The following is a 24,858-nucleotide window of genomic DNA, read 5'->3' on the forward strand; positions in this document are numbered from 1 at the left end:
AACGATGCTGCGCGGATGCTGAAACTTCAGTAGAATCCGCCCGCAGGATAAGACAGAAGAGGTTACTCATGCACGATAGCACTTTAGAGACTCGCCTTGCGGAGCTGGAGAGCAGACTGGCGTTTCAGGAAATCACTATTGAAGACCTCAACAAAACCGTCACCGCCCACGAGATAGAAATGGCAAGGATGCGCGAACATATGCGCCTGATGGTGGAAAAATTGAAAGCGACTCAGCCATCCCACATGGCTTCACAGGCGGAAGAAACGCCTCCTCCGCATTATTAAGACGTAAAAAAAGCGGGTCTCCCCGCTTTTTTCTATTCCGCAACGCGAGCGTAGCGGAATTAATGACAACCGCAGCCGCCGTTACCGCCGCAACCGCCTTTGCCGTGTTCGTGGCCATGGTCATGGCCGTGACCGCCGCAGCAACCGTCGTGATCGTGGTCGTGGCCATGATCGTGGCCGTGAGCACCGTGTACATGACCATGCTCCAGCTCTTCCGCCGTTGCTTCGCGAATCGCGACGACTTCAACGTTGAACTTCAGATTCTGACCAGCCAGCATGTGGTTACCGTCAACAACAACGTGTTCGTCACCCACTTCGGTGATTTCTACCGGTACCGGACCCTGATCGGTTTCCGCCAGGAAGCGCATGCCCACCTGCAGCTCATCAACGCCCATAAATACATCTTTAGGTACGCGCTGAACCAGGTTTTCGTCGTACTGACCGTACGCGTCGTTAGCGCCGACTTCGACGTCAAATTTGTCGCCTACGTCGTGGCCGTCCAGCGCGTTTTCCAGGCCGGAAATCAGGGAACCGTGACCATGCAGGTAGTCAAGCGGCGCGCTTACCGGAGACTCATCAACCAACACACCGTCTTCTGTACGTACCTGATAGGCCAGGCTGACCACCAGGTCTTTTGCTACTTTCATGATATCTCCTGAGCATGGGAAGAATAGTGGCGCAGATTGTAGCGGAATTCTGCAGCCGTGTACCCTCTAGCTTAAAAAAAGCCGATAGATAACGCTAGTCCGGATGAAAAATGCCTATCACTTGCTCTTCTTTGCGAACATGCTCGCGAACCTCTTTATCCGCCTCACGCATCTGGTGCCCGCACTTAACGCACTCAACAATATCGACATTATTCTCACGCCACATCGCCAGTGAATCCTGAGCCTGGCACGCCGGACATTTCGCACCGGCAATAAAACGTTTACGCACAGCCATATCATTTACCTTTATTCAAATTCATCCCAGCCGTCTAACTGCCTGCTCTCTTTTTGCATCTCACGCTGAAAGATCTCCTCCAGCTCGCGTCTGGCTTCCCGCACGCGGGATATCTGCAGGGTATCACTATGTACCGGCATTAACTCGCGTAGCATCCGCATATCAAGGCGCCGAAAGTGCAGTTGAGCGCGCTGCGCCTGATGGGGATGCATGCCCAGCGAGATCAGCGCTTTTCGTCCCAGCTCCAGCGCGCTGGAGAAGGTTTCGCGAGAAAATTGCGCCACTCCCGCCTGCAGCAGCTCATGGGCCTCAACGCGTCCCCGCGCTCGCGCCAGAATATGCAGATGTGGAAAGTGTTGTTGACACATCTCCACCAGCTTCATGGTATCTTCCGGCTCGTTACAGGTAATTACGATCGACTGCGCGTCTTCGGCTCCCGCTGAGCGCAGGAGCTCCAGCTGCGTCGCATCGCCAAAATAGACTTTATAGCCATATTTACGCATCAGATTGACCGCGCTGATATCGCGCTCCAGTACCGTGATACGCATTTTGTTCGCCATCAGCAGACGGCCGATCACCTGACCGAAACGACCAAAACCCACGATAATGACCTGCGGTTTGTCATCTTCAACCCACGGCGCCTCACCCTCTTCTTCGGGTTGATTCAATCGCCGCGAAAGCACTTTATCGATGAGCGTCATCAGCAGCGGCGTGGTCATCATCGACAACGTCACCGTCACCAGCAATAGGGCCATCTGATCGTTTTGAAACAGACGAAGCGAAGCGGGGAGTGAAAACAGCACAAAGGCGAATTCCCCTCCCTGGCTCAGCACGCCGGCAAACTGCACCCGTTCCGAACTGCGCAGGCCGTATACCCGCGCCAGAAGATACAGGACGAGACCTTTTACCGTCACCAGCACTGCGACGCTGACCACAACCCACAGCAAATGGGTATAAAGCACTCCAAGATTCAGCGCCATGCCAACGGAAATAAAGAACAGACCGAGGAGAAGCCCTTTAAACGGATCGATGGCGATTTCCAGCTCGTGGCGATACTCACTCTCTGCCAGCAGAACGCCGGCGATAAAGGTCCCCAGCGCCATCGACAAACCGAGCGCATCCATAAACAAAGCCGATCCGAGCACCAACAGTAGCGTCGCGGCGGTGAAGACTTCCCGCACGCCGGATCCGGCGATAAAACGAAATACCGGCCTCAGCAGATAACGCCCGCCGACCAGCATTCCGCCGAAAGCCAATACCTTCATCCCTATGGTGAGCCAGTTAAAATGGTCGTCACCAGAACCCGCAAGCAATGGAACCAGCGCCAGGGCCGGGATCACGGCCAGATCCTGAAACAGCAATACGGAGAAACCCAGCTGTCCGGATTCGCTGCGGCTCATGCCCTTCTCACGCATCAGCTGCAGCGCCATCGCGGTGGAAGACATCGCCAGCCCAATCCCGCCGACCACCGCAGCGCGCCATGAGAAGTCGCTCAGCATAAGCAAACCGCCAAGAATGAGCGCGCTGAAGGCGACCTGAGCGGCCCCGACGCCGAAAATGGAGCTTCTCAGCCGCCACAGTTTGGACGGATTCAGCTCCAGTCCGATGATAAACATCAGAAAGACGACGCCTAATTCTGAGAAGTGAAGAATTTCATCCACATCGCTGATGAACCCTAATCCCCAGGGGCCGATGGCGATACCGGCCAGCAGATACCCCAGTACGGCGCCAATACCCAGCCTCGCCGCCAGCGGTACCGCCACCACGGCGGCAAACAGAAATAACACCCCGGCCAGCAGTAAATCAGCTCCCGCCATTTGGACCTCCAGCCGTTACAGGATTAGCCAGCCAATCGCGGTAGGCGCGAGCGCGGCTTTTCAGGTCTTCGGGAGATTGCCGACGCGCCCAGTAGACGATAATCGGGCTCATCCAGTGCATACGGCACATGCCGGCAGTCAATTCAAAAGGGCGGAGAATGTCATTCATCGGATAACGATGGGCATCGCGCCGGTAGGCGCTCTCCGGCTCGCCGGTAGTAATGACGCTACGCCAGTACTTTCCCGCCAGCTGATTCCCTCCCGCCCCGCTGGCGAAGCCGCGGCTGAGCACCCTGTCCAGCCACTCTTTCATCAGCGCCGGGCAGCTCCAGGTATAGAGCGGATGCTGGAAAACAATCACCTCATGCTGGCGCAGGAGATCCTGCTCCCAGGCGATATCAATAAAAAAATCCGGATAGTGCGCGTAGAGATCGTGCACGGTCACATTCGACAACTGTAAGGCCGGTTCAAGCAAAACCCGGTTGGCCACGGAATCCTGAGATTCTGGGTGGGCATACAGCAGCAAAACTTTCGCTGTCTGAGACATCTTTCCCCTCCCGAACGTCTTCTGGCGGCCTGTGCAGCGGCTGCGTCCCGACGCAACCAGAATGACTTTGTGTATCATCTTCATTTTGGGCTACCATTGCGGCCCGGTTGAGCGATTCGCTCCACACTACATTATCATAATGACAAATTAACATAGTCAGAACATACGGCGCCTTATGATTGTTTTCTCCTCCTTACAAATTCGTCGCGGCGTACGCGTCCTGCTGGACAACGCCACCGCTACCATCAACCCAGGGCAAAAAGTCGGCCTGGTGGGTAAAAACGGCTGCGGTAAATCCACGCTGCTTTCGCTTTTGAAAAACGAGATTAGCGCCGACGGCGGCTCGATGACCTTCCCCGGCAGCTGGCAGCTGGCCTGGGTTAACCAGGAAACGCCTGCGCTTGCGCAGCCGGCTATTGACTATGTTATTGATGGCGATCGCGAATTCCGCAAGCTGGAGGCGGATCTGCACGCGGCCAACGAACGTAATGACGGTCATGCCATCGCGACGGTACACGGTAAGCTGGACGCCATCGACGCCTGGACCATCCGCTCGCGTGCGGCCAGCCTGCTCCACGGGCTCGGTTTCAGCAACGAACAGCTTGAAAGACCGGTGAGCGACTTTTCCGGCGGCTGGCGTATGCGCCTTAACCTCGCTCAGGCGCTGATTTGCCGTTCCGATCTGCTGCTGCTTGATGAACCGACGAACCACCTCGATCTCGACGCGGTCATCTGGCTGGAGAAATGGCTCAAAGGCTATCTGGGGACCCTGATTCTGATCTCCCACGATCGCGACTTTCTCGATCCGATCGTCGACAAAATTATCCATATCGAACAGCAAACGATGTTCGAGTACACCGGCAACTACAGCTCATTTGAAGTGCAGCGCGCGACCCGTCTTTCGCAGCAACAGTCGATGTACGAAAGCCAGCAGCTGCGCGTCGCGCATTTGCAGAGCTACATCGACCGTTTTCGCGCTAAAGCCACCAAAGCTAAACAGGCGCAAAGCCGTATCAAAATGCTTGAGCGCATGGAGCTCATCGCGCCTGCCCACGTGGATAACCCGTTCCACTTTAGCTTCCGCGCGCCGGAAAGCCTGCCCAATCCGCTGCTGAAGATGGAAAAGGTTAGCGCCGGCTATGGAGAGCGGGTGATTCTCGACTCAATCAAGCTGAATCTGGTTCCCGGTTCGCGCATTGGTCTGCTGGGGCGCAACGGCGCCGGTAAATCGACGCTGATTAAACTGCTGGCCGGTGAGCTACAGCCGCTGCACGGTGAGATTGGTCTGGCGAAAGGCATCAAGCTTGGCTACTTCGCTCAGCATCAGTTGGAATTTCTGCGCGCGGATGAATCCCCGCTGCAGCATCTTGCCCGCCTCGCGCCGCAGGAACTGGAGCAGAAACTGCGCGACTATCTGGGCGGTTTCGGCTTCCAGAGCGATAAGGTCAACGAACAGACGCAGCGTTTCTCCGGCGGCGAGAAAGCGCGCCTGGTGCTGGCGTTAATCGTCTGGCAACGGCCAAATCTGCTGCTGCTTGATGAACCCACCAACCACCTCGATCTCGATATGCGTCAGGCGCTAACCGAAGCGTTAATCGATTTTGAAGGCGCGCTGGTGGTGGTTTCGCACGACCGCCATCTGATTCGCTCCACCACCGACGACCTTTATCTGGTGCACGATAGCAAAGTCGAACCTTTCGACGGCGATCTTGAAGACTACCAGCAGTGGCTGAGCGACACGCAAAAACAGGAAAACCAGGCCTCAGAAGAGCCGAAGGAAAACGGCAACAGCGCCCAGGCGCGTAAAGATCAGAAACGCCGGGAAGCCGAGCTGCGTACGCAAACCCAACCGCTGCGCAAAGAGATTGCCCGCCTGGAAAAAGAGATGGAGAAGTTCAACGCGCAGCTGGCGCAGGCGGAAGAGAAGCTGGGCGACAGCGAATTATACGATCAAAGCCGCAAAGCGGAACTCACCGCGTGTTTACAGCAGCAGGCTAGCGCGAAGTCCGGGCTGGAAGAGTGTGAGATGGCCTGGCTGGATGCCCAGGAACAGCTGGAGCAGATGCTCCAGGAAGGCTAACGGCATGATGCAGTACCAAAAGGCGGGAACGCCCGCCTTTTTTAATCCCACTCCCCGCCGCTTAACGCTGCGCCGCCAGCCGGGCGCGGATCTGCGACAGCGAGGCATAGCCGTACAGCTTGCCATCCAGAAAGCGCGTTTTTAACTCGCCCTGCTGCTCCTGCTCCAGCGTTTGCCCATCGTACAGCTGCAGTTCCCCCACGGCGTCGCGTTCCACGCGCAGCAGACCACGCGCCGAACGTTTGAGGCCATTATCGGTTTTCGGCTCCTTAAAGAGGGCTCTTCCCTCGCCGTTCACCTCCCCCCAGGTCGCCTTCATCGCGAAGCCGAAGGTATCGCGGGTGTTGTACTGGTAGGTAAAGGAACCCACGCCGAACACCACGTTAGCGCTGGCAAAGCCTTTCGCTTCCAGGCGACGCAGGATCTCATCCGCTCTGGCGAGAGTAATGGAATCGCCGTAAATCAGGCCGACATGCGGATCCAGTACCTTGTATCCTTTTTCGTTAATCGTACCGCCGAAGATTTCCCACAGTACTTCAACGGAGCCTTTCTCCTCGGCGCTGCGCTCGCTGCGGGTGTCGTCGTCAGCCGCCGTTCCGCACAGAATAGCCACCGGATCGCCGCTGTCCGGACGGAATACGACTCGCCCCTGGCGCCGCATAATTATCGCCTTCAGCTCGCGGGTGTATTCGGTCAGCACCTGCCAGTAATCCCAGGTATCCGAGACGATAGAGACGAAACCCTGCGGGTGGACTTCGGTAATCAGCCGGCGAAAGGTTTCAATTTCCCGCTCGCGCTCGCCCATACACATCACGCTGTGTTCCGTGGCCGGAATGCTGGCGCCGATAAGCTCATCTTCACCGCGAGTGTAATAATCCCGGGCATACAGCAGCGAAGGCAGGCTATCGGTACCTTTGAAACTGGCCAGATGTCCGCAGCCCGACTGCGCAGTGTCGTGCAGCCCGGACATCCCCCGAAACGAAAAGTCGTGACATTGGAAATCAAGGTGCGTCAGATCGCTACAGGTTTTCTCCGCCCAGCGTTCGCAAATCAGGCGATAGTGGTGGGCAATGGTCGCGTTGGTTGACGCTTTCCACAGCTCCGCCGAAAGCACCGTCTCCAGATAGTTCACCAGCCAGAAGAACTCAGGTTGCGTATTGGTGATGGTCAGCACCGGTACTTTCATCGGCACCTTGGTACCTTCATCGAGCGCTTTGATATGCAGCGGTAAATAGCCAAGCCGATGCAGAGCACGAACAGGCTCCACCCCAACCGTATCGCGCCCCAGATAGCCGTCCATCACCTGCTTATACTCGTTGACGACCTCCTCTTCCGGGCGGGCGAAAAACGCCTCGTTAAACAGATCGACCAGGAACCACTGCAGAAACCCCTGCAGGCCGAAAAATACCAGCTTGCCGTCGGCCTGCGGCGACTGGAAAAAACGATCGCTGCGCGGAGTAAAGTTTGAGTAGACCTTCGTAGTCCCCTGCGGATACTGCACGCGATGGGAAACTTTATAACCATCAATAGCCAGAATCGGATTTATTTTCATCATATTATCCCCAATGTGCGCGGTAGATAGCGTCTATATCGATAAGCTCCAGCTGCGGGTGAGCCAGGGCAGGAGAAGTCAAAGAGGTGGTGGCGTAAACGGCATCGATGCCGTTATTCAACAGATGCTCTACGCCTTTGGAAAAAATACCGTGGGTGACGTACAGACTCACGCTGCGGGCGCCCGCCTCGCGCAGCACCTGCGCCGAGCCGATAAAGGTGCCGCCAGCGTCGCACAGGTCGTCAACAATAAGCACCGCTTTCCCCGCGACATCACCGGCCAGCAGGGAAAAACTGGTTAACGCGCCGCTGGCAAGGTCACGCTCTTTACCGAGGATCGCGAACTCTCCGGCGCCGCAGGCTTTAGCCACAGGGTGAATCTTCTTGAGCGCGCCGGCATCCGGCGCCACCAGCATCAGCTCCCCGGTAGCAATAGCCTGACGCAGAACGGCGCTCTGCAGAAGACAGTGCTGCTGGGCAACCGCAACCATATTATTGACTGCCGCCGCCGCGGCATCGCTATGCGGGTCAAGCACCACGACTTTGTCAAAGCCAAGGGTATTAAGCTGCCGAGCGAAGACCTTCAGAGCAAAGCTGTCTCCCGGCACCATATGGCGATCCTGACGCGCCCACGGCAGCCACGGCAGTTCCAGATGGCTAAACGCCACGTCGGTAACATGACGCACGGCCTCCACCAGCTGCGCCAGCAGCATAAAATCGTTCATATCGCGCAGAGTAACCGCCCGGATGCGCATCAAACGGGCGGAAGGCGGTAATTGATCGGTCACCTTCAGCCACACAGCGCCATCGGGAAAGACGCCGCTGGCAAGCGTAAACGCCTCATCATCCAGTTCCAGGGTAAATTTTTCGCTCATGGTGACCTCCGCTCATTAAATTGTGTCTCTAAGACACAATCAATAATGTCCCTAAGACACATATGATGCAAGTGTTAAATGTCATTTAAGCGGAAAAATGGATTAGGCTATTGAAAAATAATAACAAAAATAGAGACTTGCTGCTCAGGAAGGGGCTGGTACACTTGTCAGCGTTCTTTTCCGCTGCGAGCGCTCTATGACCACCGATGCCGAATACCTCAGCCAATACGATGCCAGCCGCTTTCCCTCGCCGCTGGTGACCGTCGATAGCGTCCTGTTTACCCTGTATGAAGGGGCGCTATGCGTTCTGCTGGTTGAGCGCGCTCATCCGCCGCAGCAGGGGGCGTGGGGGCTACCCGGCGGCTTTATCGATCTGGCGCACGATGATTCAACCCGCGCCACGGCGCTACGTAAGCTCACGGAAAAAACCGGGATTTCACCGTCATGGCTGGAGCAGCTCGACACCTTTTCCGGGCCGGATCGCGATCCGCGCGGCTGGAGCCTGACTATCGCCTGGTTTGCGTTAATCTCATGGGTAGATTGTCAGCCGCATATCGCCAGCGTCAGCGATGCCCGCTGGGTGCCGGTGGCGCAGCTGGATAGCTATTCGCTGGCTTTCGATCATCAAAAGATCATCGACGCCGGTCTGCACCGCTTACGCCAAAAAACGATGTACTCTTTACTGCCGGTTTACTGTCTGCCGGAGACCTTTACCCATGGTCAGCTGCTGGAAGCCACGGAAATCATCCTTGGTCAGCCGATTCAACGCAAAAGCCTGATTCGCCGCTTCGAAGCCTCCGGAATGTTTGAAGAGACCGGGGAAACAGCGGCAACCGGCGCGCGCAAAGCGCGGCTATGGCGGCGTAAATCCGGCGTCGATTTTCATCTCTTTTCACGTAACCTGCTGACCGATTAGCCGCAAGGCCACATATGGGCTAACCTGCGCACTTCATGCGCGGTATAGTATGTTATAAAGATTATTTATTGCTCTGGTGCTATGGTTGATATCACTCCTACAGAAATGACGCCCCCTGAAGACGACTCGCAGCAGTTTCATCCGATGCGCGGCTTAGGCAATCGTCATTTGCAAACCATGTTGCCGCGGCTAATCCGTCGCAAACTCCGCTTTACTCCCCACTGGCAGCGTCTGGAATTGCCGGACGGCGACTTTATCGATCTGGCGTGGAGCGAAGACCCTTCGCAGGCGCGTCATAAACCACGCCTGGTGGTGTTTCATGGCCTGGAGGGCAGTCTGCACAGCCCTTACGCCCACGGACTTATCCATGCGGCCATGCAGCGCGGCTGGCTGGGCGTGGTGATGCACTTTCGCGGCTGTAGCGGCGAACCCAACCGGAATAACCGCATCTACCACTCGGGCGAAACGGAAGATGGCTCCTGGTTTCTGCGCTGGCTCCAGCGCGAGTACGGCACGGCCCCCACCGCCGCGGTGGGATATTCGCTCGGGGGCAATATGCTGGGCTGCCTGCTGGCAAAAGAGGGCGACGCAATTCCCGTTGATGCCGCGGTTATCGTCTCGGCGCCGTTTATGCTGGAGGCCTGTAGCTATCATATGGACAAAGGTTTCTCCCGCGTTTATCAGCGCTATCTGCTCAACCTGCTGAAAGCCAACGCCGCGCGTAAGCTAAAAGCCTATCCCGGCTCTCTGCCCGTCGATTTACGCCAGCTAAAAAGCATGCGCCGTATTCGCGAATTTGACGATAGCATCACGGCCAGGATCCACGGCTTTGCCGATGCGCTGGACTATTATCGCCAATGTAGCGCCATGCCGCGCTTAAGCGATATCACTAAGCCCACGCTGATTATTCACGCGAAGGACGATCCCTTTATGGATCACCACTCGATTCCCCCGCAGGAACAGCTGCCGGCGAATGTCGAATATCAGCTCACGGAGCACGGCGGGCACGTGGGTTTCGTCGGCGGCACGCTGCGTAAGCCGGAAATGTGGCTTGAAAAAAGAATTCCGGATTGGCTAACCCGTTGGTTAGGAGCGCAAATATGATCATTCCCTGGCAAGATCTCGATCCCGAAACGCTGGATAACCTGATCGAAAGTTTTGTATTACGTGAAGGCACCGATTATGGTGAACATGAACGTTCGCTGACGGATAAAGTCGCTGATGTTAAACTGCAGTTGAAAAGCGGAGAAGCCGTGCTGGTGTGGTCAGAACTGCACGAGACGGTGAACATTATGCCCCGCAAGCAGTTTCACGGCTAAGGCGGCACACACTATCGTTTACTCTGGGAGTTGTTATGTCTGCCAAACATCCGGTGATTGCCGTCACGGGCTCCAGCGGCGCGGGAACCACGACCACCAGCCTCGCCTTTCGCAAAATCTTCGCCCAGCTTAATCTGCACGCCGCCGAAGTTGAAGGCGATAGCTTTCACCGCTATACCCGTCCGGAAATGGACATGGCGATCCGTAAAGCGCGCGATCAGGGCAAACATATCAGCTACTTTGGCCCCGAGGCTAACGACTTCGGCCTGCTGGAACACACGTTCGCCGAATATGGGCAAAGCGGCAAAGGCCAGTCGCGCAAGTATTTACATACCTATGACGAGGCCGTGCCGTGGAATCAGGTTCCGGGGACCTTCACGCCCTGGCAGCCGCTGCCCGAACCGACTGACGTCCTGTTTTATGAAGGCCTGCACGGCGGCGTGGTGACGCCGCAGCATAACGTAGCAAACCATGTCGACCTGCTGGTTGGCGTGGTGCCCATCGTCAATCTTGAGTGGATCCAGAAGCTTATTCGCGACACCAGCGAACGCGGCCACTCTCGTGAGGCGGTGATGGATTCCGTGGTCCGTTCGATGGAAGACTACATCAACTTTATCACCCCGCAGTTTTCGCGCACCCACCTCAACTTCCAGCGCGTACCGACGGTGGATACGTCCAACCCGTTTGCGGCCAAAGCCATCCCTTCGCTGGATGAAAGCTTTGTCGTTATCCATTTCCGTAATCTAAAAAATATCGATTTCCCCTGGCTTCTGGCGATGCTGCAGGGCTCGTTTATCTCGCATATGAATACGCTGGTGGTACCGGGCGGGAAAATGGGGCTGGCGATGGAACTGATCATGGCGCCGCTGGTTGAGCGCCTGATGGAAGGCAGGAAAATAAGCTAACGGTCAAAACCCCGGTGACGCGTTTGCCGGCCGGGGCCCGTTCGGCTTACCCTTCGATCACTTCATAAGAGTGGGTAATGTTTACCGCTTTCTCAAGCATCAGCGCGACGGAACAATACTTTTCCGCCGACAGGTTGACCGCGCGAGACACGGCAGCGTCCTTCAGTTCTTTACCGGTCACGATAAAATGCAGATTGATATGGGTAAACAGACGCGGAGCCTCTTCGCGACGCTCAGAAGTCAGCTTAACTTCGCAGTTGGTAACGTTATGACGGCCCTTCTGCAATATGGAAACCACATCGATCGCGCTGCATCCGCCTGCCGCCATCAGAACCATTTCCATTGGGCTGGGCGCTTTATCCCCGGAATTGCCGTCCATCAGAATCTGGTGACCAGAAGCCGACTCACCAATGAAGGTTAACCCTTCAACCCACTTCACTCGCGCTTGCATAAATTTAACTCCAGGGCTGTAATTTTCCCGACAGATTACGCGTACATAACAATTCTCGCAACGGAAGGCGACCTGGGTCATGCTGAAGCGAGACACCAGGAGACATGCGGCGAAAGCTATGCTAAAACAATCTGGATGCTACAGTAATACATTGATGTACTGCATGTATGCAGAGGAGTTCACATTACAGGCTGCAGAAAACTTTCAGCCGGATTCCCAGGTATAGGGATTCAATACGATTGCATGCCCGGATGCCGTGTAGTGTCGGCACCCGGAGATAGCTTATAACAGAGGATAACCGCGCATGGTGCTTGGCAAACCGCAAACAGACCCTACCCTTGAATGGTTCTTGTCTCATTGCCACATTCATAAGTACCCATCAAAGAGCACGCTGATCCACCAGGGTGAGAAAGCAGAAACGTTGTACTACATCGTTAAAGGCTCCGTGGCTGTACTCATCAAGGATGAAGAAGGTAAAGAGATGATCCTCTCTTACCTTAATCAGGGCGATTTCATCGGTGAATTAGGCTTGTTTGAAGAAGGCCAGGAGCGTAGCGCTTGGGTACGTGCGAAAACCGCATGTGAAGTGGCCGAAATCTCCTACAAAAAATTCCGTCAGCTGATCCAGGTTAACCCGGACATCCTGATGCGTCTCTCTTCGCAGATGGCTCGTCGTCTGCAGGTCACGTCTGAGAAAGTGGGCAACCTCGCCTTCCTTGACGTTACCGGTCGTATCGCTCAGACGCTGCTGAACCTGGCTAAACAGCCGGATGCGATGACCCATCCGGACGGTATGCAAATTAAAATTACCCGTCAGGAAATCGGCCAGATCGTCGGCTGCTCCCGCGAGACCGTTGGCCGCATCCTGAAAATGCTGGAAGATCAAAACCTGATCTCCGCGCACGGTAAAACTATCGTCGTCTACGGTACCCGTTAAGTCGGTAAAACGGCGTATTGCCTGACGATACGCCGTTTTTGTTTTCTCCTCATGTGGCGCAGGCTGATTTACCACCCTGAAGTCAACTATGCACTGCGGCAAACGCTGGTGTTGTGTCTGCCGGTCGCGATTGGGCTTCTGTTTGGCCACTTACAGCAGGGGCTTCTGTTCTCTCTGGTTCCCGCCTGCTGCAACATTGCCGGGCTGGATACGCCGCATAAGCGTTTCTTTAAGCGTCTGATTATCGGCGGCAGCCTGTTTGCCGGCTGTAGCCTGATCGTCCAGCTTCTTCTGCAACGCGAAATCCCTTTGCCGCTAATCCTCACCGGTCTGGCGCTGATCCTCGGCGTCACGGCTGAAATCAGCTCCCTGCACGCGCGGCTGCTGCCTGCCTCGCTTATCGCGGCTATTTTTACCCTCAGTCTCGCGGGCAACATGCCGGTGTGGGAGCCGCTGTTAATCTACGCCCTCGGCACCTTATGGTATGGGGTGTTCAACTGGTTCTGGTTTTGGCTCTGGCGCGAGCAGCCGCTGCGCGAATCCTTAAGCCTGCTCTACCGTGAGCTCGCCAACTACTGCGAGGCCAAATACAGCCTGCTTACCCAGCATACGGACCCCGCCACATCGCTGCCGCCGCTGCTCAACCGCCAGCAAAAGGTGGTGGATCTGATTACCCAGTGCTATCAGCAGATGCATATGCTGGCGGCTAACCAGCGCAGCGATCACAAACGCCTGCTGCGCGCTTTCCAGGTTGGACTGGACCTTCAGGAGCATATTTCCGTCAGCCTTCATCAGCCAGAAGAGGTGCAGAAGCTGGTGGAACGCAGTCACGCGGAAGCGGTGATTCGCTGGAACGCGCAAACCGTTGCCGCCCGCCTGCGGGAGCTGGCGGACGATCTGCTCTACCACCGTTATCCCCGGCGCTTTCAGATGGACAAACAGATCGGCGCGCTGGAAAAAATCGCCTGGCAGCATCCGGATAATCCTGTCGGCCAGTTCTGCGCCTGGCACTTCAGCCGCATTGCCAGAGTTCTGCGCACCCAGCGCCCGCTGTACGCGCGTAACCTGATGGCGGATAAAACCCGCCGCCTGCCGCTGCTGCCCGCGTTGAAAAACTATCTGTCGCTTAAGTCGCCGGCGTTACGTAACGCCGCGCGTATCAGCGTAATGCTGAGCACCGCCAGCCTGATGGGCAGCGCGCTGCATCTGCCTAAGCCCTACTGGATCCTGATGACCGTGCTGTTCGTGACGCAAAACGGCTACGGCGCGACGCGGGTACGTATCGTCCATCGGGCTGCCGGAACTATTGCGGGGCTGGTCATTGCCGGGCTCACGCTGCACTTTCACGTTCCTGAAGGCTATACGCTGACCACGATGCTGTTCATTACGCTATTGAGCTACCTGATTATTCGCCAGCATTACGGCTGGGCGATGGTCGGATTTACCGTGACGGCGGTGTACACCCTGCAACTGCTCACCCTGAACGGCGAGCAGTTTATCGTCGCCAGACTGATTGATACGCTGATTGGCTGTCTGATTGCTTTCGGCGGCATGGTCTGGCTATGGCCGCAGTGGCAAAGCGGTCTGCTGCGCAAAAATGCCCACGACGCGCTGGAAGCCGATCAGGAAGCCATCAGGCTGATCCTCAGCGACGACCATCAGGCCCCGGCGCTGGCCTATCAGCGCATGCGCGTTAATCAGACGCATAACGCGCTGTTTAACTCGCTAAATCAGGCGATGCAGGAACCCGGTTTTAATTCCCACTATCTCGAAGACATGAAGCTGTGGGTGACCCACAGCCAGTTTATTGTCGAGCACATCAATGCCATGACTACCCTGGCGCGCGAGCACAATATGCTGACGCCGGATTTAGCCCAGCGTTATCTGGAGTCCTGCGAGATTGCGCTCCAGCGCTGCCAGCAGCGGCTGGATTCCGACGGGCCCGGCAGCGCGGGGGATGTGAATATTATGGAGGCGCAGGATGCGGAGGTCCCTCGCGGACCGCTCAGTACGATGGAGCAGCACTTGCAGCGCATCCTCGGGCATCTGAACACCATGCACACCATTTCATCGGTGGCATGGCGTCAGCGTCCGCATCATGGCATCTGGCTGCGCGCCACTAAGCGCTAAGCACCCGCTCAACCGCCTGGGCAAAGCGCGCCATGCCTTCAGCAATATCGCTATCATCAATCACCAGCGACGGTACGAAGCGCATCACGTCTGGTCCGGCATTGAGCACCATGACGCCCGCCTCTGCGGCTGCATACAAGAAATCGCGCGCCTTCCCGTGATACTGCGGCTTCAGCTCGGCGCCGATCAGCAGACCCATGCCGCGAATATCGCTAAACAGATCGAACCGCGCGTCAATTTGCTGAAGGTGCTGAACAAACAGCTCGCGCTTCGCGGTGACGCCGTCCAGCACTTCCGGCGTGTTAATCAGATCGAAGGCCGCCCCGCCGACCGCGCAGGCCAGCGGGTTACCGCCGTAGGTCGAACCATGGGAACCGGCGTGGAAAGCGCTGGCGATATCATGGGTGGTCAGCATCGCGCTGATAGGGAAGCCGCCGCCAAGCGCCTTGGCGCTGGTCAGAATATCCGGCGTCACGCCGTAGTGCATATAGGCAAACAGCGAGCCGGTGCGCCCCATACCGCACTGGACTTCATCAAACACCAGCAGTGCCTGGTGCTGGTCGCAGAGATCGCGCAATCCTTGCAGGAATTCCGGCGTCGCCGCCGTCACTCCACCTTCACCCTGAATCGGCTCGACCACCACCGCGCAGGTATGATCGTCCATCACCGCTTTCACCGCGTGTAAATCGTTAAACGGTACGTGAACGATATCGGCCGGTTTCGGCCCGAAACCATCAGAATATTTGGGCTGACCGCCGACGGAGACGGTAAACAGCGACCGACCGTGAAAGGCGTTATGGAAAGCGATGATTTTGGTTTTGTACGGACTATGGCGCGTCACGGTGTAATGGCGCGCCAGCTTGAATGCCGTTTCGTTGGCTTCCGTCCCGGAGTTCATAAACACCACGCGATCGGCAAAAGTCGCATCCACCAGCTTACGCCCGAGGCGCAGGGCCGGTTCGTTGGTAAAAACGTTACTGGTATGCCACAGCTTTTCACCCTGCTCATGGAGTGCCGCCACCAGCGCCGGATGGCAATGACCGAGCGCGGTCACGGCAATCCCACCGGCGAAATCAACGTACTCTTTACCCTGCTGATCCCATACTCGGCTCCCCTTGCCCTTCACCGGAATAAATTCTGCCGGTGCATAAATCGGCAAAATGACTTCATCGAATGTAGCGCGGGTGATTGCCGGTTGTTCAGTTGCCATGTGGTGCCCATCCTTTACGTTATGCAGCAATGATTATGATAATCTAATCACAAAATATGCATAAAAAATCAACCCATGGCAACTACAAATCACCGATTGAGGAAGTTTGCCAGCAGCTGATGTCCCTGCTCGCTGAGAATACTCTCCGGATGAAACTGCACGCCCTCGAGATCGAAGACGCGGTGGCGAATGCCCATGATCTCCCCCTTTTCGCTGCGGGCGGTCACCTCAAAGCATTCAGGCAGCGTTAGCGGATCAATGAGCAGGGAGTGGTAGCGGGTCACCGTAAGCGGGTTATTCAGTCCAAGGAACACCCCTTGACCGGTATGGCTGACCGGGGACGTTTTCCCGTGCATCACTTTCGCGGCTCGTACGATCGCGGCGCCGAAAACCTGGGCAATCGCCTGATGGCCCAGGCAAACGCCTAAGATCGGCGTCTTACCGGAAAAGTGGCGAATCACCGCCAGCGAAATCCCTGACTCATCGGGCGTGCAGGGGCCCGGCGAGATAACGATTTTCGCTGGCGCCAGAGCAATGATATCCGCTAACGTCAGCTCGTCATTACGTCTGACCAGAACTTCCGCGCCAAGCTCGCAGAAATACTGATACAAATTCCAGGTGAAAGAATCGTAGTTATCGATAAGCAGGATCATAGCGGCTCCGGGAACAAAGAACCGCGCTATTCTACTCAGTTTCCACGGCTTCGCTTACCACTTTGCGAAATATCGTCTGCAGCGGGGAAAGGTCGCCCATCGCTCCGCTCTGGTTGGCCTGGTTCCACGCATCGACCGCAATATCGCGCCAATCCAGCGTATAACCCGCATGGATAGCCAGCTGCTCAAAGAAAATGCGTTGCGCCATGCCGTTACCGAGACGGAAAGGATGCAGGACATTTATTTCGCAATAGTAATGAGCAAGACGTTCAATGAATTTATCCTGCGCGAGCCCCACCAGATAACCTTCCTCTTCAAGATCCTGAAGCAGCGCGTTTCCCTCTTTTTCGATATAGGCGAAATGGCAGAAGCGGGTGTCGCCCTGATAGATATCCACTTCACGCAGTTGCCCCGCCCAGTCGAAAACATCCTGATAGAGCTGGCGATGAATCGCGCACAGATGAGGCAATCCCCGCACCAACGGCCCGAGTTCAATGGTTGCCGCGCGTAATGCGGTCAGATCCCATGCCGCCTGCTCAAGGCGCTGAGCCTGGCGGATGCCCAGGCGGTTGCGCATGACCTTCAGGCCCGAGTAGAGATAAGGATCCCGCCCCTCGCCGAATTTATCGCTCATAGTGACTCCTTAACGCCTCAATACGCGCCAGAGCTTCTTCGGGGGTAAGGGTTATCAGCGGAATATCGACGCCCTCCAGCCGTCGGCTGGCCTGGAAATTAACGTTACGTCGAGCCTCCCAGAGACGGGATTTCTGTTTTTCGGTGAGTTTTTTCATTTAACACCTCCCTGACGATTCCGCGGTTGCCACAAGTATAAGCGGCAAAAAACGATTTCGCAGGGAAGCGGGGGAATGCGCGGGCATGAGTTACCCGCGCAAATAGGTTTACGGCAGCACTTTTGCGGAAAGAATCACGATAGGTTTCGACGGTACATTCTGATACGGCCCAACGTTATGGGTCGGCACCTGAGAAATCTTATCCGCTACGTCCATGCCTTTGACGACTTTACCAAACACCGCATAGCCGAAATCGCGCTGGCCATGATCGAGGAAGGCGTTATCCGCAATATTGATAAAGAACTGGCTGGTGGCGCTGTCCTGATCGGCGGTACGCGCCATGGCGATGGTGCCACGCGTGTTGCGCAGGCCGTTGTCGGCTTCGTTTTTAATCGGCGGATTAGGCTGCTTCTGCTGCATCTGTTCGTTAAAGCCGCCGCCCTGCACCATAAAACCTGGGATCACGCGGTGAAACGTGGTGTTGTTATAAAAACCGCTGTTCACGTACTTGAGGAAGTTATCAACCGAAATTGGCGCTTTCTGGCTATTCAGCTCAAGCTCAATATTGCCCGCAGACGTGGTCAGCAACACATGGGGATCGCCCTTTGCCGCCATGGCCGGGGAGAATGCTGAAATGGCGAAAACGGCAGCCACCGCCGCGAGAGTGGATTTGAGCATGGAAATTCCTTAACGGAGCAGAATAAAAACCGAGTGCTTTGATTCTAAAGAGCCTTTGCATCCTGGGCCAGCCTTTTACCTAATTTTACTTAGCTGAAACACTTGTAACGATGCGTCTATTGATCCGCCAAATAAATAAATGTGAAGTCAGTCACATTAATAATTGCAAAAAGATCTAATTTTCAGAATAAACGTTTGCTTGAATCACGCTAACGCATAAAATCTGTCCGCCCGGCGCAGAGTCAACGCGCTTTACATTTCTATTCACAGGCCAGTCATGACTAACAGCAACCGTATCAAGCTCACATGGATCAGCTTTTTCTCCTACGCCCTGACCGGCGCGTTGGTGATTGTCACCGGGATGGTGATGGGAAACATCGCAGATTATTTTCATCTGCCCGTTTCCAGTATGAGCAACACCTTTACCTTCCTTAACTCCGGTATCCTGATCTCTATCTTCCTGAACGCCTGGCTGATGGAAATTGTTCCGCTGAAAACCCAGCTGCGTTTTAGCTTTATCCTGATGGTTCTGGCCGTCGCGGGTTTAATGTTCAGCCACAGCCTGGCGCTGTTTTCCGCTTCAATGTTCGTGCTTGGCCTGGTCAGCGGGATCACCATGTCGATTGGTACCTTCCTGATCACCCATATGTATGAAGGTCGTCAGCGCGGGGCGCGTCTGCTGTTCACCGACTCCTTCTTCAGCATGGCGGGGATGATCTTCCCGATGCTGGCCGCTTATCTGCTGGCGCGCAGCATCGAGTGGTACTGGGTGTATGCCTGCATCGGCCTGGTCTACGTCGCGATTTTCGTGCTGACCTTCGGCTGTGAATTCCCGGTATTGGGTAAAAAAGCCCTGCAAGAAAGCCAGCCGGTAGCGAAAGAGAAATGGGGCATCGGCGTACTGTTTCTCTCTATCGCCGCGCTGTGCTATATCCTCGGCCAACTGGGCTTTATCTCCTGGGTGCCGGAATACGCCAAAGGCCTCGGTATGAGTCTTGGCGACGCAGGTAAACTGGTGAGTGATTTCTGGATGTCGTACATGATCGGCATGTGGTCATTCAGCTTTATTCTGCGCTTCTTCGACCTGCAGCGTATTCTGACGGTGCTGGCGGGCGTGGCGACGGTACTGATGTATCTGTTTATCAACGGTTCGCCGGAGCATATGCCGTGGTTTATCCTGACCCTCGGCTTCTTCTCCAGCGCTATCTATACGTCGATCATCACCCTGGGCTCGCTGCAGACCAAAGTGTCATCGCCGAAGCTGGTGAACTTCATTCTCACCTGCGGCACCGTAGGCACCATGCTGACCTTCGTGGTCACCGGTCCTATCGTTGCCGCCAGCGGCCCGCTGGCGGCGCTGCATACCGCTAACGTTCTCTACGCGGTGGTATTTGTGATGTGTCTGATCCTCGGCTTCGTCTCCCGCCACCGTCAGAACAACGCGGCTGCGGAATCGCACTAAGCCTCAGGCCCCTTTGTTCCGGCAAAGGGGCTATTTCGGGTAAAGAACAGCTCCTCCCCGCCCCTGTCAGTCTGTACCCAGGTCTGCGCCAGCTGCGTGGTGGCAATCACTCTCCCCTGACGAATTGACCAGCGCACCGGCACCTGACAGCGCACGGCCTCAAACCCGTTTTCAGCGGGCAGAATCACCAGATTCGCCGGGTTCCCCGTTGTAATACCGTAATCGCTGAGGCCAAACGTTCGCGCGCTGTTTTCCGTCACCAGCTTCAGTCCATCATTAATCTGCTGATAGCCCATTATCTGACAAACGTGCAGCCCCATATGCAGCACCTGCAGCATATTGCCGGTACCCAGCGGATACCACGGGTCAAATACATCGTCATGGCCAAAGCAGACGTTAATTCCCGCCGCCATCAGCTCCTTCACGCGCGTAATGCCGCGGCGCTTCGGATAGTCGTCAAAGCGTCCCTGAAGATGAATATTGACCAGAGGATTGGCCACGAAGTTAATGCCCGACAGCTTCAGTAAACGAAAAAGACGTGACGTATACGCGCCATTGTAGGAGTGCATTGCGGTGGTATGGCTGGCGGTCACTCGCGGCCCAATACCCTCTTTTAACGCCAGGGCCGCCACGGTTTCAACGAACCGCGACTGTTCATCATCGATTTCATCGCAGTGGATATCCAGAGGCCGCTGATACTTTTTCGCCAGCCGGAAAGCGATGTGCAGGGATTCCACGCCATATTCGCGCGTGAATTCAAAATGCGGAATCGCGCCGACCACATCGGCGCCCAGACGCAGCGCCTCTTCCAGCAGAGCCTCACCATTGGGATAGGATAAAATACCCTCTTGTGGGAAGGCGACAATCTGCAGCTCTACCCACGGCGCGACCTCCTTTTTGACCTCCAGCATGGCTTTGAGCGCGGTCAGCGTAGGGTCGGAAACATCAACGTGGGTACGAACAAACTGGATGCCGTTGGCGATTTGCCATTTTAGCGTCTTCCACGCGCGAGCTTTAACGTCCTCATGGCTCAATAACGCCTTCCGCTCCGCCCAACGCTCAATCCCTTCAAACAGGGTTCCGGACTGATTCCAGTTCGGCTCACCGGCGGTTTGCGTAGTATCAAGATGGATATGCGGCTCAATAAACGGAGGGATCGCCAGCCCGCCGCGCGCATTCAGCACTTCATAACTCTCATTGCGCGCCTCACCCATGGGGGTGATATCCCCGAAGCGCCCCTTGTCTATCGCTATCTGCCATAGTCCTTCGCGATCGGGCAGACGAACGTTCTCAATTAACCAAAGCGGCGCTGCTGTCATATTGCTGACTCCCGTAATTGTTGCTGAATATTTAGTCAACCCGCCGTGGGTCTCCGTTGCCAATTTTGTACATAAAAAAAGCAAAAAGGAAAAGCCAGCGTTTTCCAGCACTTATAAAAATACTGACAAATCATAAACATACCACTTAAGTAGTAGGTAAAGGTGTAATTGATTTGCATCAATAAGTGTCGCGGCTGAATCGTTAAGGTAGGCGGTAATATAAAAGAAATCGAGGCAAAAATGAGCAAAGTCAGACTCGCTATCATTGGTAATGGTATGGTCGGCCACCGCTTTATTGAGGACCTTCTTGATAAATCCGACGCCAACCTATTCGATATTACCGTGTTCTGTGAAGAACCCCGTATCGCCTACGACCGCGTGCACCTCTCCTCTTACTTCTCTCACCATACCGCCGAAGAGCTCTCTTTGGTACGGGAAGGTTTCTACGAGAAGCACGGCGTTAAGGTGCTGGTCGGCGAACGCGCCATCACCATCAACCGCCAGGAGAAGGTTATCCACTCCAGCGCGGGCCGTACCGTATTCTATGACAAGCTGATTATGGCGACCGGCTCCTATCCGTGGATCCCGCCGATTAAAGGTTCTGAAACTCAGGACTGCTTTGTTTATCGCACCATTGAAGACCTTAACGCTATTGAAGCCTGTGCCCGTCGCAGCAAACGCGGCGCGGTCGTCGGCGGCGGTCTGCTAGGGCTGGAAGCCGCGGGCGCGCTGAAAAACCTCGGCGTTGAGACCCACGTGATTGAATTCGCTCCCATGCTGATGGCTGAACAGCTGGATCAGATGGGCGGCGAACAGCTGCGCCGTAAAATCGAAAGCATGGGCGTACGCGTTCACACTAGCAAAAACACCAAAGAGATCGTTCAGGAAGGGACGCAAGCGCGTAAAACCATGCGTTTTGCCGACGGCAGCGAGCTGGAAGTCGACTTTATCGTCTTCTCTACCGGTATCCGCCCGCGCGATAAGCTGGCCACCCAGTGCGGTCTGGAAGTCGCTCCCCGCGGCGGTATTGTGATCAACGACGCCTGCCAGACCTCTGACCCGGATATCTACGCCATCGGTGAATGCGCCAGCTGGAACAACCGCGTTTTTGGCCTGGTCGCGCCAGGCTACAAAATGGCCCAGGTTACCGTTGACCATATCCTCCAGACCGAAAACGCCTTTGAAGGCGCGGATCTCAGCGCCAAGCTGAAGCTGCTGGGCGTTGATGTCGGTGGGATTGGCGACGCCCACGGCCGTACGCCGGGCGCGCGCAGCTATGTTTATCTCGACGAAAGCAAAGAGGTCTATAAACGCCTTATCGTCAGCCCTGACAACAAGACCCTGCTCGGGGCGGTGCTGGTGGGCGATACCAGCGATTACGGCAACCTGCTGCAGCTGGTGCTGAACGCCATCGAACTGCCGGAAAACCCGGACTCGCTGATCCTGCCGGCGCACGCGGGCAGCGGTAAGCCGTCCATCGGCGTGGATAAGCTGCCGGACAGCGCGCAAATTTGTTCCTGCTTCGATGTCACCAAAGGCGCACTGATTGCCGCCATTAATAAAGGCTGCCACACGGTGGCGGCGCTGAAGGCGGAAACCAAAGCCGGTACCGGCTGCGGCGGCTGCATCCCGCTAGTAACTCAGGTGCTCAACGCCGAACTGGCGAAACAGGGCATAGAAGTCAACAATAACCTGTGCGAGCACTTCGCGTACTCCCGCCAGGAACTGTTCCACCTCATCCGTGTGGAAGGCATCAAAACCTTCGAAGAGCTGCTGGCGAAACACGGTAAAGGCTACGGCTGCGAAGTGTGTAAACCGACCGTTGGTTCCCTGCTGGCTTCCTGCTGGAACGAATATATCCTCAAGCCGCAGCACACCCCGCTGCAGGATACTAACGACAACTTCCTGGCGAATATCCAGAAAGACGGCACCTACTCCGTTATCCCGCGCTCTGCGGGCGGCGAAATCACCCCGGAAGGCCTGGTGGCGGTGGGCCGCATCGCCCGTGAATTTAATCTGTACACCAAGATAACCGGCTCTCAGCGTATTGGCCTGTTCGGCGCGCAAAAAGACGACCTGCCGGAAATCTGGCGTCAGCTGATCGAAGCCGGATTCGAAACCGGTCATGCCTACGCCAAAGCGCTGCGGATGGCGAAAACCTGCGTCGGCAGCACCTGGTGCCGCTACGGGGTAGGCGACAGCGTCGGCTTCGGCGTCGAGCTGGAAAACCGCTACAAAGGCATTCGTACGCCGCACAAAATGAAGTTTGGCGTCTCCGGCTGTACCCGCGAATGTGCGGAAGCCCAGGGTAAAGACGTCGGCATCATCGCCACGGAGAAAGGCTGGAACCTTTACGTCTGCGGCAACGGCGGCATGAAGCCGCGCCACGCGGATCTGCTGGCGGCGGATCTTGACCGCGAAACGCTGATGCAATACCTCGACCGCTTCATGATGTTCTACATCCGCACCGCCGACAAACTGACCCGTACCGCGCCGTGGCTGGATAACCTGGAAGGTGGCATCGATTACCTGAAGTCGGTCATCATTGATGACAAGCTGGGCCTGAACGCGCATCTGGAAGAAGAGATGGCCCGCCTGCGTGAAGCGGTAGTCTGCGAGTGGACGGAAACCGTCAACACCCCAGCGGCCCAGGTTCGCTTTAAACACTTCATCAACAGCGATAAGCGCGACCCGAACGTCCAGGTGGTCCCTGAGCGTGAACAGCATCGCCCGGCCGCGCCCTACGAACGTATCCCGGTAACTCTGGTGGAGGAAAACGCATGAGCCAGTGGAAAAACATCTGTAAAATCGATGACATCCTGCCGGAAACCGGCGTCTGCGCGCTGTTAGGCGATAAACAAGTGGCGATTTTCCGCCCGTATCACGGCGACCAGGTGTTTGCGATTAGCAATATCGACCCGTTCTTTGAATCCAGCGTCCTGTCTCGCGGCCTGATCGCCGAGCATCAGGGCGAGCTGTGGGTTGCCAGTCCGCTGAAAAAGCAGCGCTTCCGCCTGCGCGACGGCCTGTGTATGGAAGATGAAAGCCATTCGGTGGCGCACTATGAGGCCAGAGTGAAAGACGGCGTCGTGCAGCTACGCGGTTAATCAATTTATGGGAGGCGCAATGCCTCCTTTTTTTTGCATTTTTTATCTTTATCTCTCAAGGAAACCTATGTTTACGGACACTATCAACAAGTGCGCGGCTAACGCTGCGCGCATCGCACGCCTCTCGGCAAACAATCCGCTGAGCTTCTGGGTCAGTTCGATGATGGCGGGCGCCTATGTTGGCCTTGGCATCATCCTTATTTTCACCCTCGGCAATCTACTCGACCCTTCCGTTCGCCCGCTGGTGATGGGAGCAACCTTTGGCATTGCGTTAACCCTGGTGATTATCGCCGGTTCTGAACTATTTACCGGCCATACGATGTTCCTGACCCTGGGCGTAAAAGCGGGCACCATCAGCCAGGGCCAAATGTGGGCGATTTTGCCGCAAACCTGGGTAGGTAACCTTTTAGGTTCTGTTTTCGTGGCGCTGCTGTATAGCTGGGGCGGCGGCGGCCTGCTGCCGGTCGATACCAGCCTCGTCCATACCGTCGCGTTGGCAAAAACCAGCCAGTCGGCGATGGCGCTCTTTTTCAAAGGCGCGCTGTGTAACTGGCTGGTGTGTCTGGCAATCTGGATGGCAATCCGCACCGAGGGCGCGGCAAAATTTATCGCTATCTGGTGGTGTCTGCTGGCGTTTATCGCCTCCGGTTACGAACACTCGGTCGCCAACATGACGCTGTTTGCCCTCTCCTGGTTCGGCCATCACAGCGATGCCTATACCCTTGCGGGTATCGGTCACAATCTGTTATGGGTAACACTCGGCAATACTTTGTCCGGTGTCGTATTTATGGGGTTGGGTTATTGGTATGCTACGCCGCAATCGGAGCGCCCTGCTCCGGAAAAAATCAAACAATCAGAGGCTGCTGCCAATAATTAAGAGG

At 56.0% G+C, this 24,858-nt stretch carries 25 protein-coding genes; 12 read left to right on the plus strand and 13 right to left on the minus strand.

The features are described from left to right. Window positions 1–68: 68 nt before the first annotated feature. Window positions 69–287, plus strand: coding sequence for a protein SlyX (locus tag BWI76_RS25915; protein ID WP_004106384.1), 219 nt, complete (start codon window positions 69–71; stop codon window positions 285–287). A 59-nt stretch (window positions 288–346) separates the two neighbouring features. On the opposite strand, the gene slyD is transcribed toward BWI76_RS25915, so the two are convergent. The 4 genes from slyD to kefG all read right to left on the minus strand — a co-directional run bounded on the left by slyD (window position 347) and on the right by kefG (window position 3,593). After that, window positions 347–934, minus strand: coding sequence for a peptidylprolyl isomerase (slyD, locus tag BWI76_RS25920; protein ID WP_004125951.1), 588 nt, complete (start codon window positions 932–934; stop codon window positions 347–349). Between the two features lie 94 nt (window positions 935–1,028). Beyond that, window positions 1,029–1,229: a YheV family putative zinc ribbon protein gene (locus tag BWI76_RS25925; RefSeq protein WP_004106389.1), complete on the minus strand. Its 201-nt coding sequence runs from the start codon at window positions 1,227–1,229 to the stop codon at window positions 1,029–1,031. A gap of 11 nt (window positions 1,230–1,240) precedes the next feature. Next, the gene (gene kefB / locus BWI76_RS25930) at window positions 1,241–3,046 is read right to left on the minus strand and encodes a glutathione-regulated potassium-efflux system protein KefB (RefSeq protein ID WP_004125954.1); all 1,806 of its coding nucleotides are present in this window, start codon (window positions 3,044–3,046) and stop codon (window positions 1,241–1,243) included. Beyond that, the gene (kefG, locus tag BWI76_RS25935) at window positions 3,033–3,593 is read right to left on the minus strand and encodes a glutathione-regulated potassium-efflux system ancillary protein KefG (protein WP_004138406.1); all 561 of its coding nucleotides are present in this window, start codon (window positions 3,591–3,593) and stop codon (window positions 3,033–3,035) included. Before kefG ends, kefB begins: the two co-directional genes overlap by 14 nt. 175 nt (window positions 3,594–3,768) lie before the next feature. On the opposite strand from kefG, the gene BWI76_RS25945 reads away from it, so the two are divergent. Beyond that, window positions 3,769–5,673: an ABC transporter ATP-binding protein gene (locus BWI76_RS25945; protein WP_004138404.1), complete on the plus strand. Its 1,905-nt coding sequence runs from the start codon at window positions 3,769–3,771 to the stop codon at window positions 5,671–5,673. 61 nt (window positions 5,674–5,734) lie between these two features. On the opposite strand, the gene BWI76_RS25950 is transcribed toward BWI76_RS25945, so the two are convergent. Both BWI76_RS25950 and prs read right to left on the minus strand, forming a co-directional pair. Continuing rightward, a complete protein-coding gene (locus BWI76_RS25950) occupies window positions 5,735–7,225 on the minus strand; it encodes a nicotinate phosphoribosyltransferase (protein ID WP_004138401.1) in 1,491 nt (496 codons plus the stop codon). A 4-nt stretch (window positions 7,226–7,229) separates the two neighbouring features. After that, window positions 7,230–8,099: a ribose-phosphate diphosphokinase gene (gene prs / locus BWI76_RS25955; RefSeq protein ID WP_049087549.1), complete on the minus strand. Its 870-nt coding sequence runs from the start codon at window positions 8,097–8,099 to the stop codon at window positions 7,230–7,232. Between the two features lie 196 nt (window positions 8,100–8,295). On the opposite strand from prs, the gene BWI76_RS25960 reads away from it, so the two are divergent. The 4 genes from BWI76_RS25960 (at window position 8,296) to BWI76_RS25975 (ending at window position 11,239) form a co-directional block, all read left to right on the plus strand. Further along, window positions 8,296–9,015 carry an NUDIX hydrolase gene (locus BWI76_RS25960; protein ID WP_049087550.1) on the plus strand — a complete coding sequence of 240 codons (720 nt, stop codon included), beginning with the start codon at window positions 8,296–8,298 and terminating at the stop codon, window positions 9,013–9,015. A gap of 144 nt (window positions 9,016–9,159) precedes the next feature. Next, complete coding sequence (locus BWI76_RS25965) at window positions 9,160–10,119, plus strand: hydrolase (RefSeq protein ID WP_236039638.1); 960 nt, start codon at window positions 9,160–9,162, stop codon at window positions 10,117–10,119. Beyond that, complete coding sequence (locus tag BWI76_RS25970) at window positions 10,116–10,334, plus strand: YheU family protein (RefSeq protein WP_004138396.1); 219 nt, start codon at window positions 10,116–10,118, stop codon at window positions 10,332–10,334. Before BWI76_RS25965 ends, BWI76_RS25970 begins: the two co-directional genes overlap by 4 nt. A 35-nt stretch (window positions 10,335–10,369) precedes the next feature. After that, complete coding sequence (locus BWI76_RS25975; protein ID WP_004138395.1) at window positions 10,370–11,239, plus strand: phosphoribulokinase; 870 nt, start codon at window positions 10,370–10,372, stop codon at window positions 11,237–11,239. Between the two features lie 46 nt (window positions 11,240–11,285). On the opposite strand, the gene BWI76_RS25980 is transcribed toward BWI76_RS25975, so the two are convergent. Continuing rightward, entirely contained in the window at window positions 11,286–11,690 is a 405-nt protein-coding gene (locus tag BWI76_RS25980) for an OsmC family protein (protein ID WP_004138394.1), read from the minus strand. A 304-nt stretch (window positions 11,691–11,994) separates the two neighbouring features. Between BWI76_RS25980 and crp the strand changes: the two genes are divergently transcribed. Together crp and BWI76_RS25995 are read left to right on the plus strand one after the other, a co-directional pair. Further along, window positions 11,995–12,627, plus strand: coding sequence for a cAMP-activated global transcriptional regulator CRP (gene crp, locus BWI76_RS25990; protein WP_000242758.1), 633 nt, complete (start codon window positions 11,995–11,997; stop codon window positions 12,625–12,627). A 51-nt stretch (window positions 12,628–12,678) separates the two neighbouring features. After that, window positions 12,679–14,757 (plus strand): YccS/YhfK family putative transporter, encoded by a 2,079-nt coding sequence (locus BWI76_RS25995; protein WP_049087551.1) that lies wholly within the window; start codon window positions 12,679–12,681, stop codon window positions 14,755–14,757. Here the strand turns inward: BWI76_RS25995 and argD are convergent. From argD to ppiA, 5 genes are all read right to left on the minus strand, one after another. Beyond that, on the minus strand, window positions 14,747–15,967 hold the full coding sequence (gene argD, locus BWI76_RS26000) for a bifunctional acetylornithine/succinyldiaminopimelate transaminase (RefSeq protein WP_004138387.1): 1,221 nt from the start codon (window positions 15,965–15,967) through the stop codon (window positions 14,747–14,749). The two genes, BWI76_RS25995 and argD, sit on opposite strands and share 11 nt — an antisense overlap. Before the next feature lie 89 nt (window positions 15,968–16,056). Then, complete coding sequence (gene pabA / locus BWI76_RS26005) at window positions 16,057–16,620, minus strand: aminodeoxychorismate synthase component 2 (RefSeq protein WP_004138386.1); 564 nt, start codon at window positions 16,618–16,620, stop codon at window positions 16,057–16,059. A 31-nt stretch (window positions 16,621–16,651) separates the two neighbouring features. Continuing rightward, window positions 16,652–17,254: a putative adenosine monophosphate-protein transferase Fic gene (locus BWI76_RS26010; protein WP_024359842.1), complete on the minus strand. Its 603-nt coding sequence runs from the start codon at window positions 17,252–17,254 to the stop codon at window positions 16,652–16,654. Further along, window positions 17,244–17,411 (minus strand): YhfG family protein, encoded by a 168-nt coding sequence (locus tag BWI76_RS26015; protein WP_004138384.1) that lies wholly within the window; start codon window positions 17,409–17,411, stop codon window positions 17,244–17,246. The genes BWI76_RS26010 and BWI76_RS26015 overlap by 11 nt, the downstream gene beginning before the upstream one ends. 108 nt (window positions 17,412–17,519) lie before the next feature. Continuing rightward, window positions 17,520–18,089, minus strand: a complete 570-nt coding sequence (ppiA, locus tag BWI76_RS26020) for a peptidylprolyl isomerase A (protein WP_004854889.1) — start codon at window positions 18,087–18,089, stop codon at window positions 17,520–17,522. Between the two features lie 277 nt (window positions 18,090–18,366). Between ppiA and tsgA the strand changes: the two genes are divergently transcribed. Next, the gene (tsgA, locus tag BWI76_RS26025; RefSeq protein WP_004132243.1) at window positions 18,367–19,551 is read left to right on the plus strand and encodes an MFS transporter TsgA; all 1,185 of its coding nucleotides are present in this window, start codon (window positions 18,367–18,369) and stop codon (window positions 19,549–19,551) included. Here tsgA and BWI76_RS26030 read toward each other — a convergent pair. Then, window positions 19,548–20,870, minus strand: coding sequence for a cytosine deaminase (locus BWI76_RS26030; protein ID WP_024359840.1), 1,323 nt, complete (start codon window positions 20,868–20,870; stop codon window positions 19,548–19,550). The two genes, tsgA and BWI76_RS26030, sit on opposite strands and share 4 nt — an antisense overlap. 240 nt (window positions 20,871–21,110) lie before the next feature. On the opposite strand from BWI76_RS26030, the gene nirB reads away from it, so the two are divergent. The 3 genes from nirB (at window position 21,111) to nirC (ending at window position 24,854) form a co-directional block, all read left to right on the plus strand. Continuing rightward, complete coding sequence (gene nirB / locus BWI76_RS26040; protein WP_049087553.1) at window positions 21,111–23,654, plus strand: NADPH-nitrite reductase large subunit; 2,544 nt, start codon at window positions 21,111–21,113, stop codon at window positions 23,652–23,654. Continuing rightward, window positions 23,651–23,977, plus strand: coding sequence for a nitrite reductase small subunit NirD (gene nirD / locus BWI76_RS26045; protein WP_004132244.1), 327 nt, complete (start codon window positions 23,651–23,653; stop codon window positions 23,975–23,977). The genes nirB and nirD overlap by 4 nt, the downstream gene beginning before the upstream one ends. 67 nt (window positions 23,978–24,044) lie before the next feature. After that, the gene (gene nirC, locus BWI76_RS26050; RefSeq protein ID WP_004132246.1) at window positions 24,045–24,854 is read left to right on the plus strand and encodes a nitrite transporter NirC; all 810 of its coding nucleotides are present in this window, start codon (window positions 24,045–24,047) and stop codon (window positions 24,852–24,854) included. The last annotated feature ends 4 nt before the right edge of the window (window positions 24,855–24,858 follow it).

The sequence above is a fragment of the Klebsiella sp. M5al genome (assembly GCF_002090195.1).
Classification (GTDB): domain Bacteria; phylum Pseudomonadota; class Gammaproteobacteria; order Enterobacterales; family Enterobacteriaceae; genus Klebsiella; species Klebsiella grimontii.

Excerpts from the sequence above, each read along its gene's own strand:
- slyD (WP_004125951.1), bottom strand. The coding sequence starts at position 934 with ATGAAAGTAGCAAAAGACCTGGTGGTCAGCCTGGCCTATCAGGTACGT.
- BWI76_RS25995 (WP_049087551.1), top strand. The coding sequence starts at position 12,679 with ATGTGGCGCAGGCTGATTTACCACCCTGAAGTCAACTATGCACTGCGG.
- BWI76_RS25945 (WP_004138404.1), top strand. The coding sequence starts at position 3,769 with ATGATTGTTTTCTCCTCCTTACAAATTCGTCGCGGCGTACGCGTCCTG.
- BWI76_RS26015 (WP_004138384.1), bottom strand. The coding sequence starts at position 17,411 with ATGAAAAAACTCACCGAAAAACAGAAATCCCGTCTCTGGGAGGCTCGA.
- crp (WP_000242758.1), top strand. The coding sequence starts at position 11,995 with ATGGTGCTTGGCAAACCGCAAACAGACCCTACCCTTGAATGGTTCTTG.
- BWI76_RS25950 (WP_004138401.1), bottom strand. The coding sequence starts at position 7,225 with ATGAAAATAAATCCGATTCTGGCTATTGATGGTTATAAAGTTTCCCAT.
- BWI76_RS25970 (WP_004138396.1), top strand. The coding sequence starts at position 10,116 with ATGATCATTCCCTGGCAAGATCTCGATCCCGAAACGCTGGATAACCTG.
- kefG (WP_004138406.1), bottom strand. The coding sequence starts at position 3,593 with ATGTCTCAGACAGCGAAAGTTTTGCTGCTGTATGCCCACCCAGAATCT.
- pabA (WP_004138386.1), bottom strand. The coding sequence starts at position 16,620 with ATGATCCTGCTTATCGATAACTACGATTCTTTCACCTGGAATTTGTAT.
- BWI76_RS25960 (WP_049087550.1), top strand. The coding sequence starts at position 8,296 with ATGACCACCGATGCCGAATACCTCAGCCAATACGATGCCAGCCGCTTT.
- ppiA (WP_004854889.1), bottom strand. The coding sequence starts at position 18,089 with ATGCTCAAATCCACTCTCGCGGCGGTGGCTGCCGTTTTCGCCATTTCA.
- prs (WP_049087549.1), bottom strand. The coding sequence starts at position 8,099 with ATGAGCGAAAAATTTACCCTGGAACTGGATGATGAGGCGTTTACGCTT.
- BWI76_RS25980 (WP_004138394.1), bottom strand. The coding sequence starts at position 11,690 with ATGCAAGCGCGAGTGAAGTGGGTTGAAGGGTTAACCTTCATTGGTGAG.
- nirD (WP_004132244.1), top strand. The coding sequence starts at position 23,651 with ATGAGCCAGTGGAAAAACATCTGTAAAATCGATGACATCCTGCCGGAA.
- nirC (WP_004132246.1), top strand. The coding sequence starts at position 24,045 with ATGTTTACGGACACTATCAACAAGTGCGCGGCTAACGCTGCGCGCATC.
- tsgA (WP_004132243.1), top strand. The coding sequence starts at position 18,367 with ATGACTAACAGCAACCGTATCAAGCTCACATGGATCAGCTTTTTCTCC.
- BWI76_RS26030 (WP_024359840.1), bottom strand. The coding sequence starts at position 20,870 with ATGACAGCAGCGCCGCTTTGGTTAATTGAGAACGTTCGTCTGCCCGAT.
- nirB (WP_049087553.1), top strand. The coding sequence starts at position 21,111 with ATGAGCAAAGTCAGACTCGCTATCATTGGTAATGGTATGGTCGGCCAC.
- BWI76_RS25925 (WP_004106389.1), bottom strand. The coding sequence starts at position 1,229 with ATGGCTGTGCGTAAACGTTTTATTGCCGGTGCGAAATGTCCGGCGTGC.
- kefB (WP_004125954.1), bottom strand. The coding sequence starts at position 3,046 with ATGGCGGGAGCTGATTTACTGCTGGCCGGGGTGTTATTTCTGTTTGCC.
- BWI76_RS25965 (WP_236039638.1), top strand. The coding sequence starts at position 9,160 with ATGCGCGGCTTAGGCAATCGTCATTTGCAAACCATGTTGCCGCGGCTA.
- BWI76_RS25915 (WP_004106384.1), top strand. The coding sequence starts at position 69 with ATGCACGATAGCACTTTAGAGACTCGCCTTGCGGAGCTGGAGAGCAGA.
- argD (WP_004138387.1), bottom strand. The coding sequence starts at position 15,967 with ATGGCAACTGAACAACCGGCAATCACCCGCGCTACATTCGATGAAGTC.
- BWI76_RS26010 (WP_024359842.1), bottom strand. The coding sequence starts at position 17,254 with ATGAGCGATAAATTCGGCGAGGGGCGGGATCCTTATCTCTACTCGGGC.
- BWI76_RS25975 (WP_004138395.1), top strand. The coding sequence starts at position 10,370 with ATGTCTGCCAAACATCCGGTGATTGCCGTCACGGGCTCCAGCGGCGCG.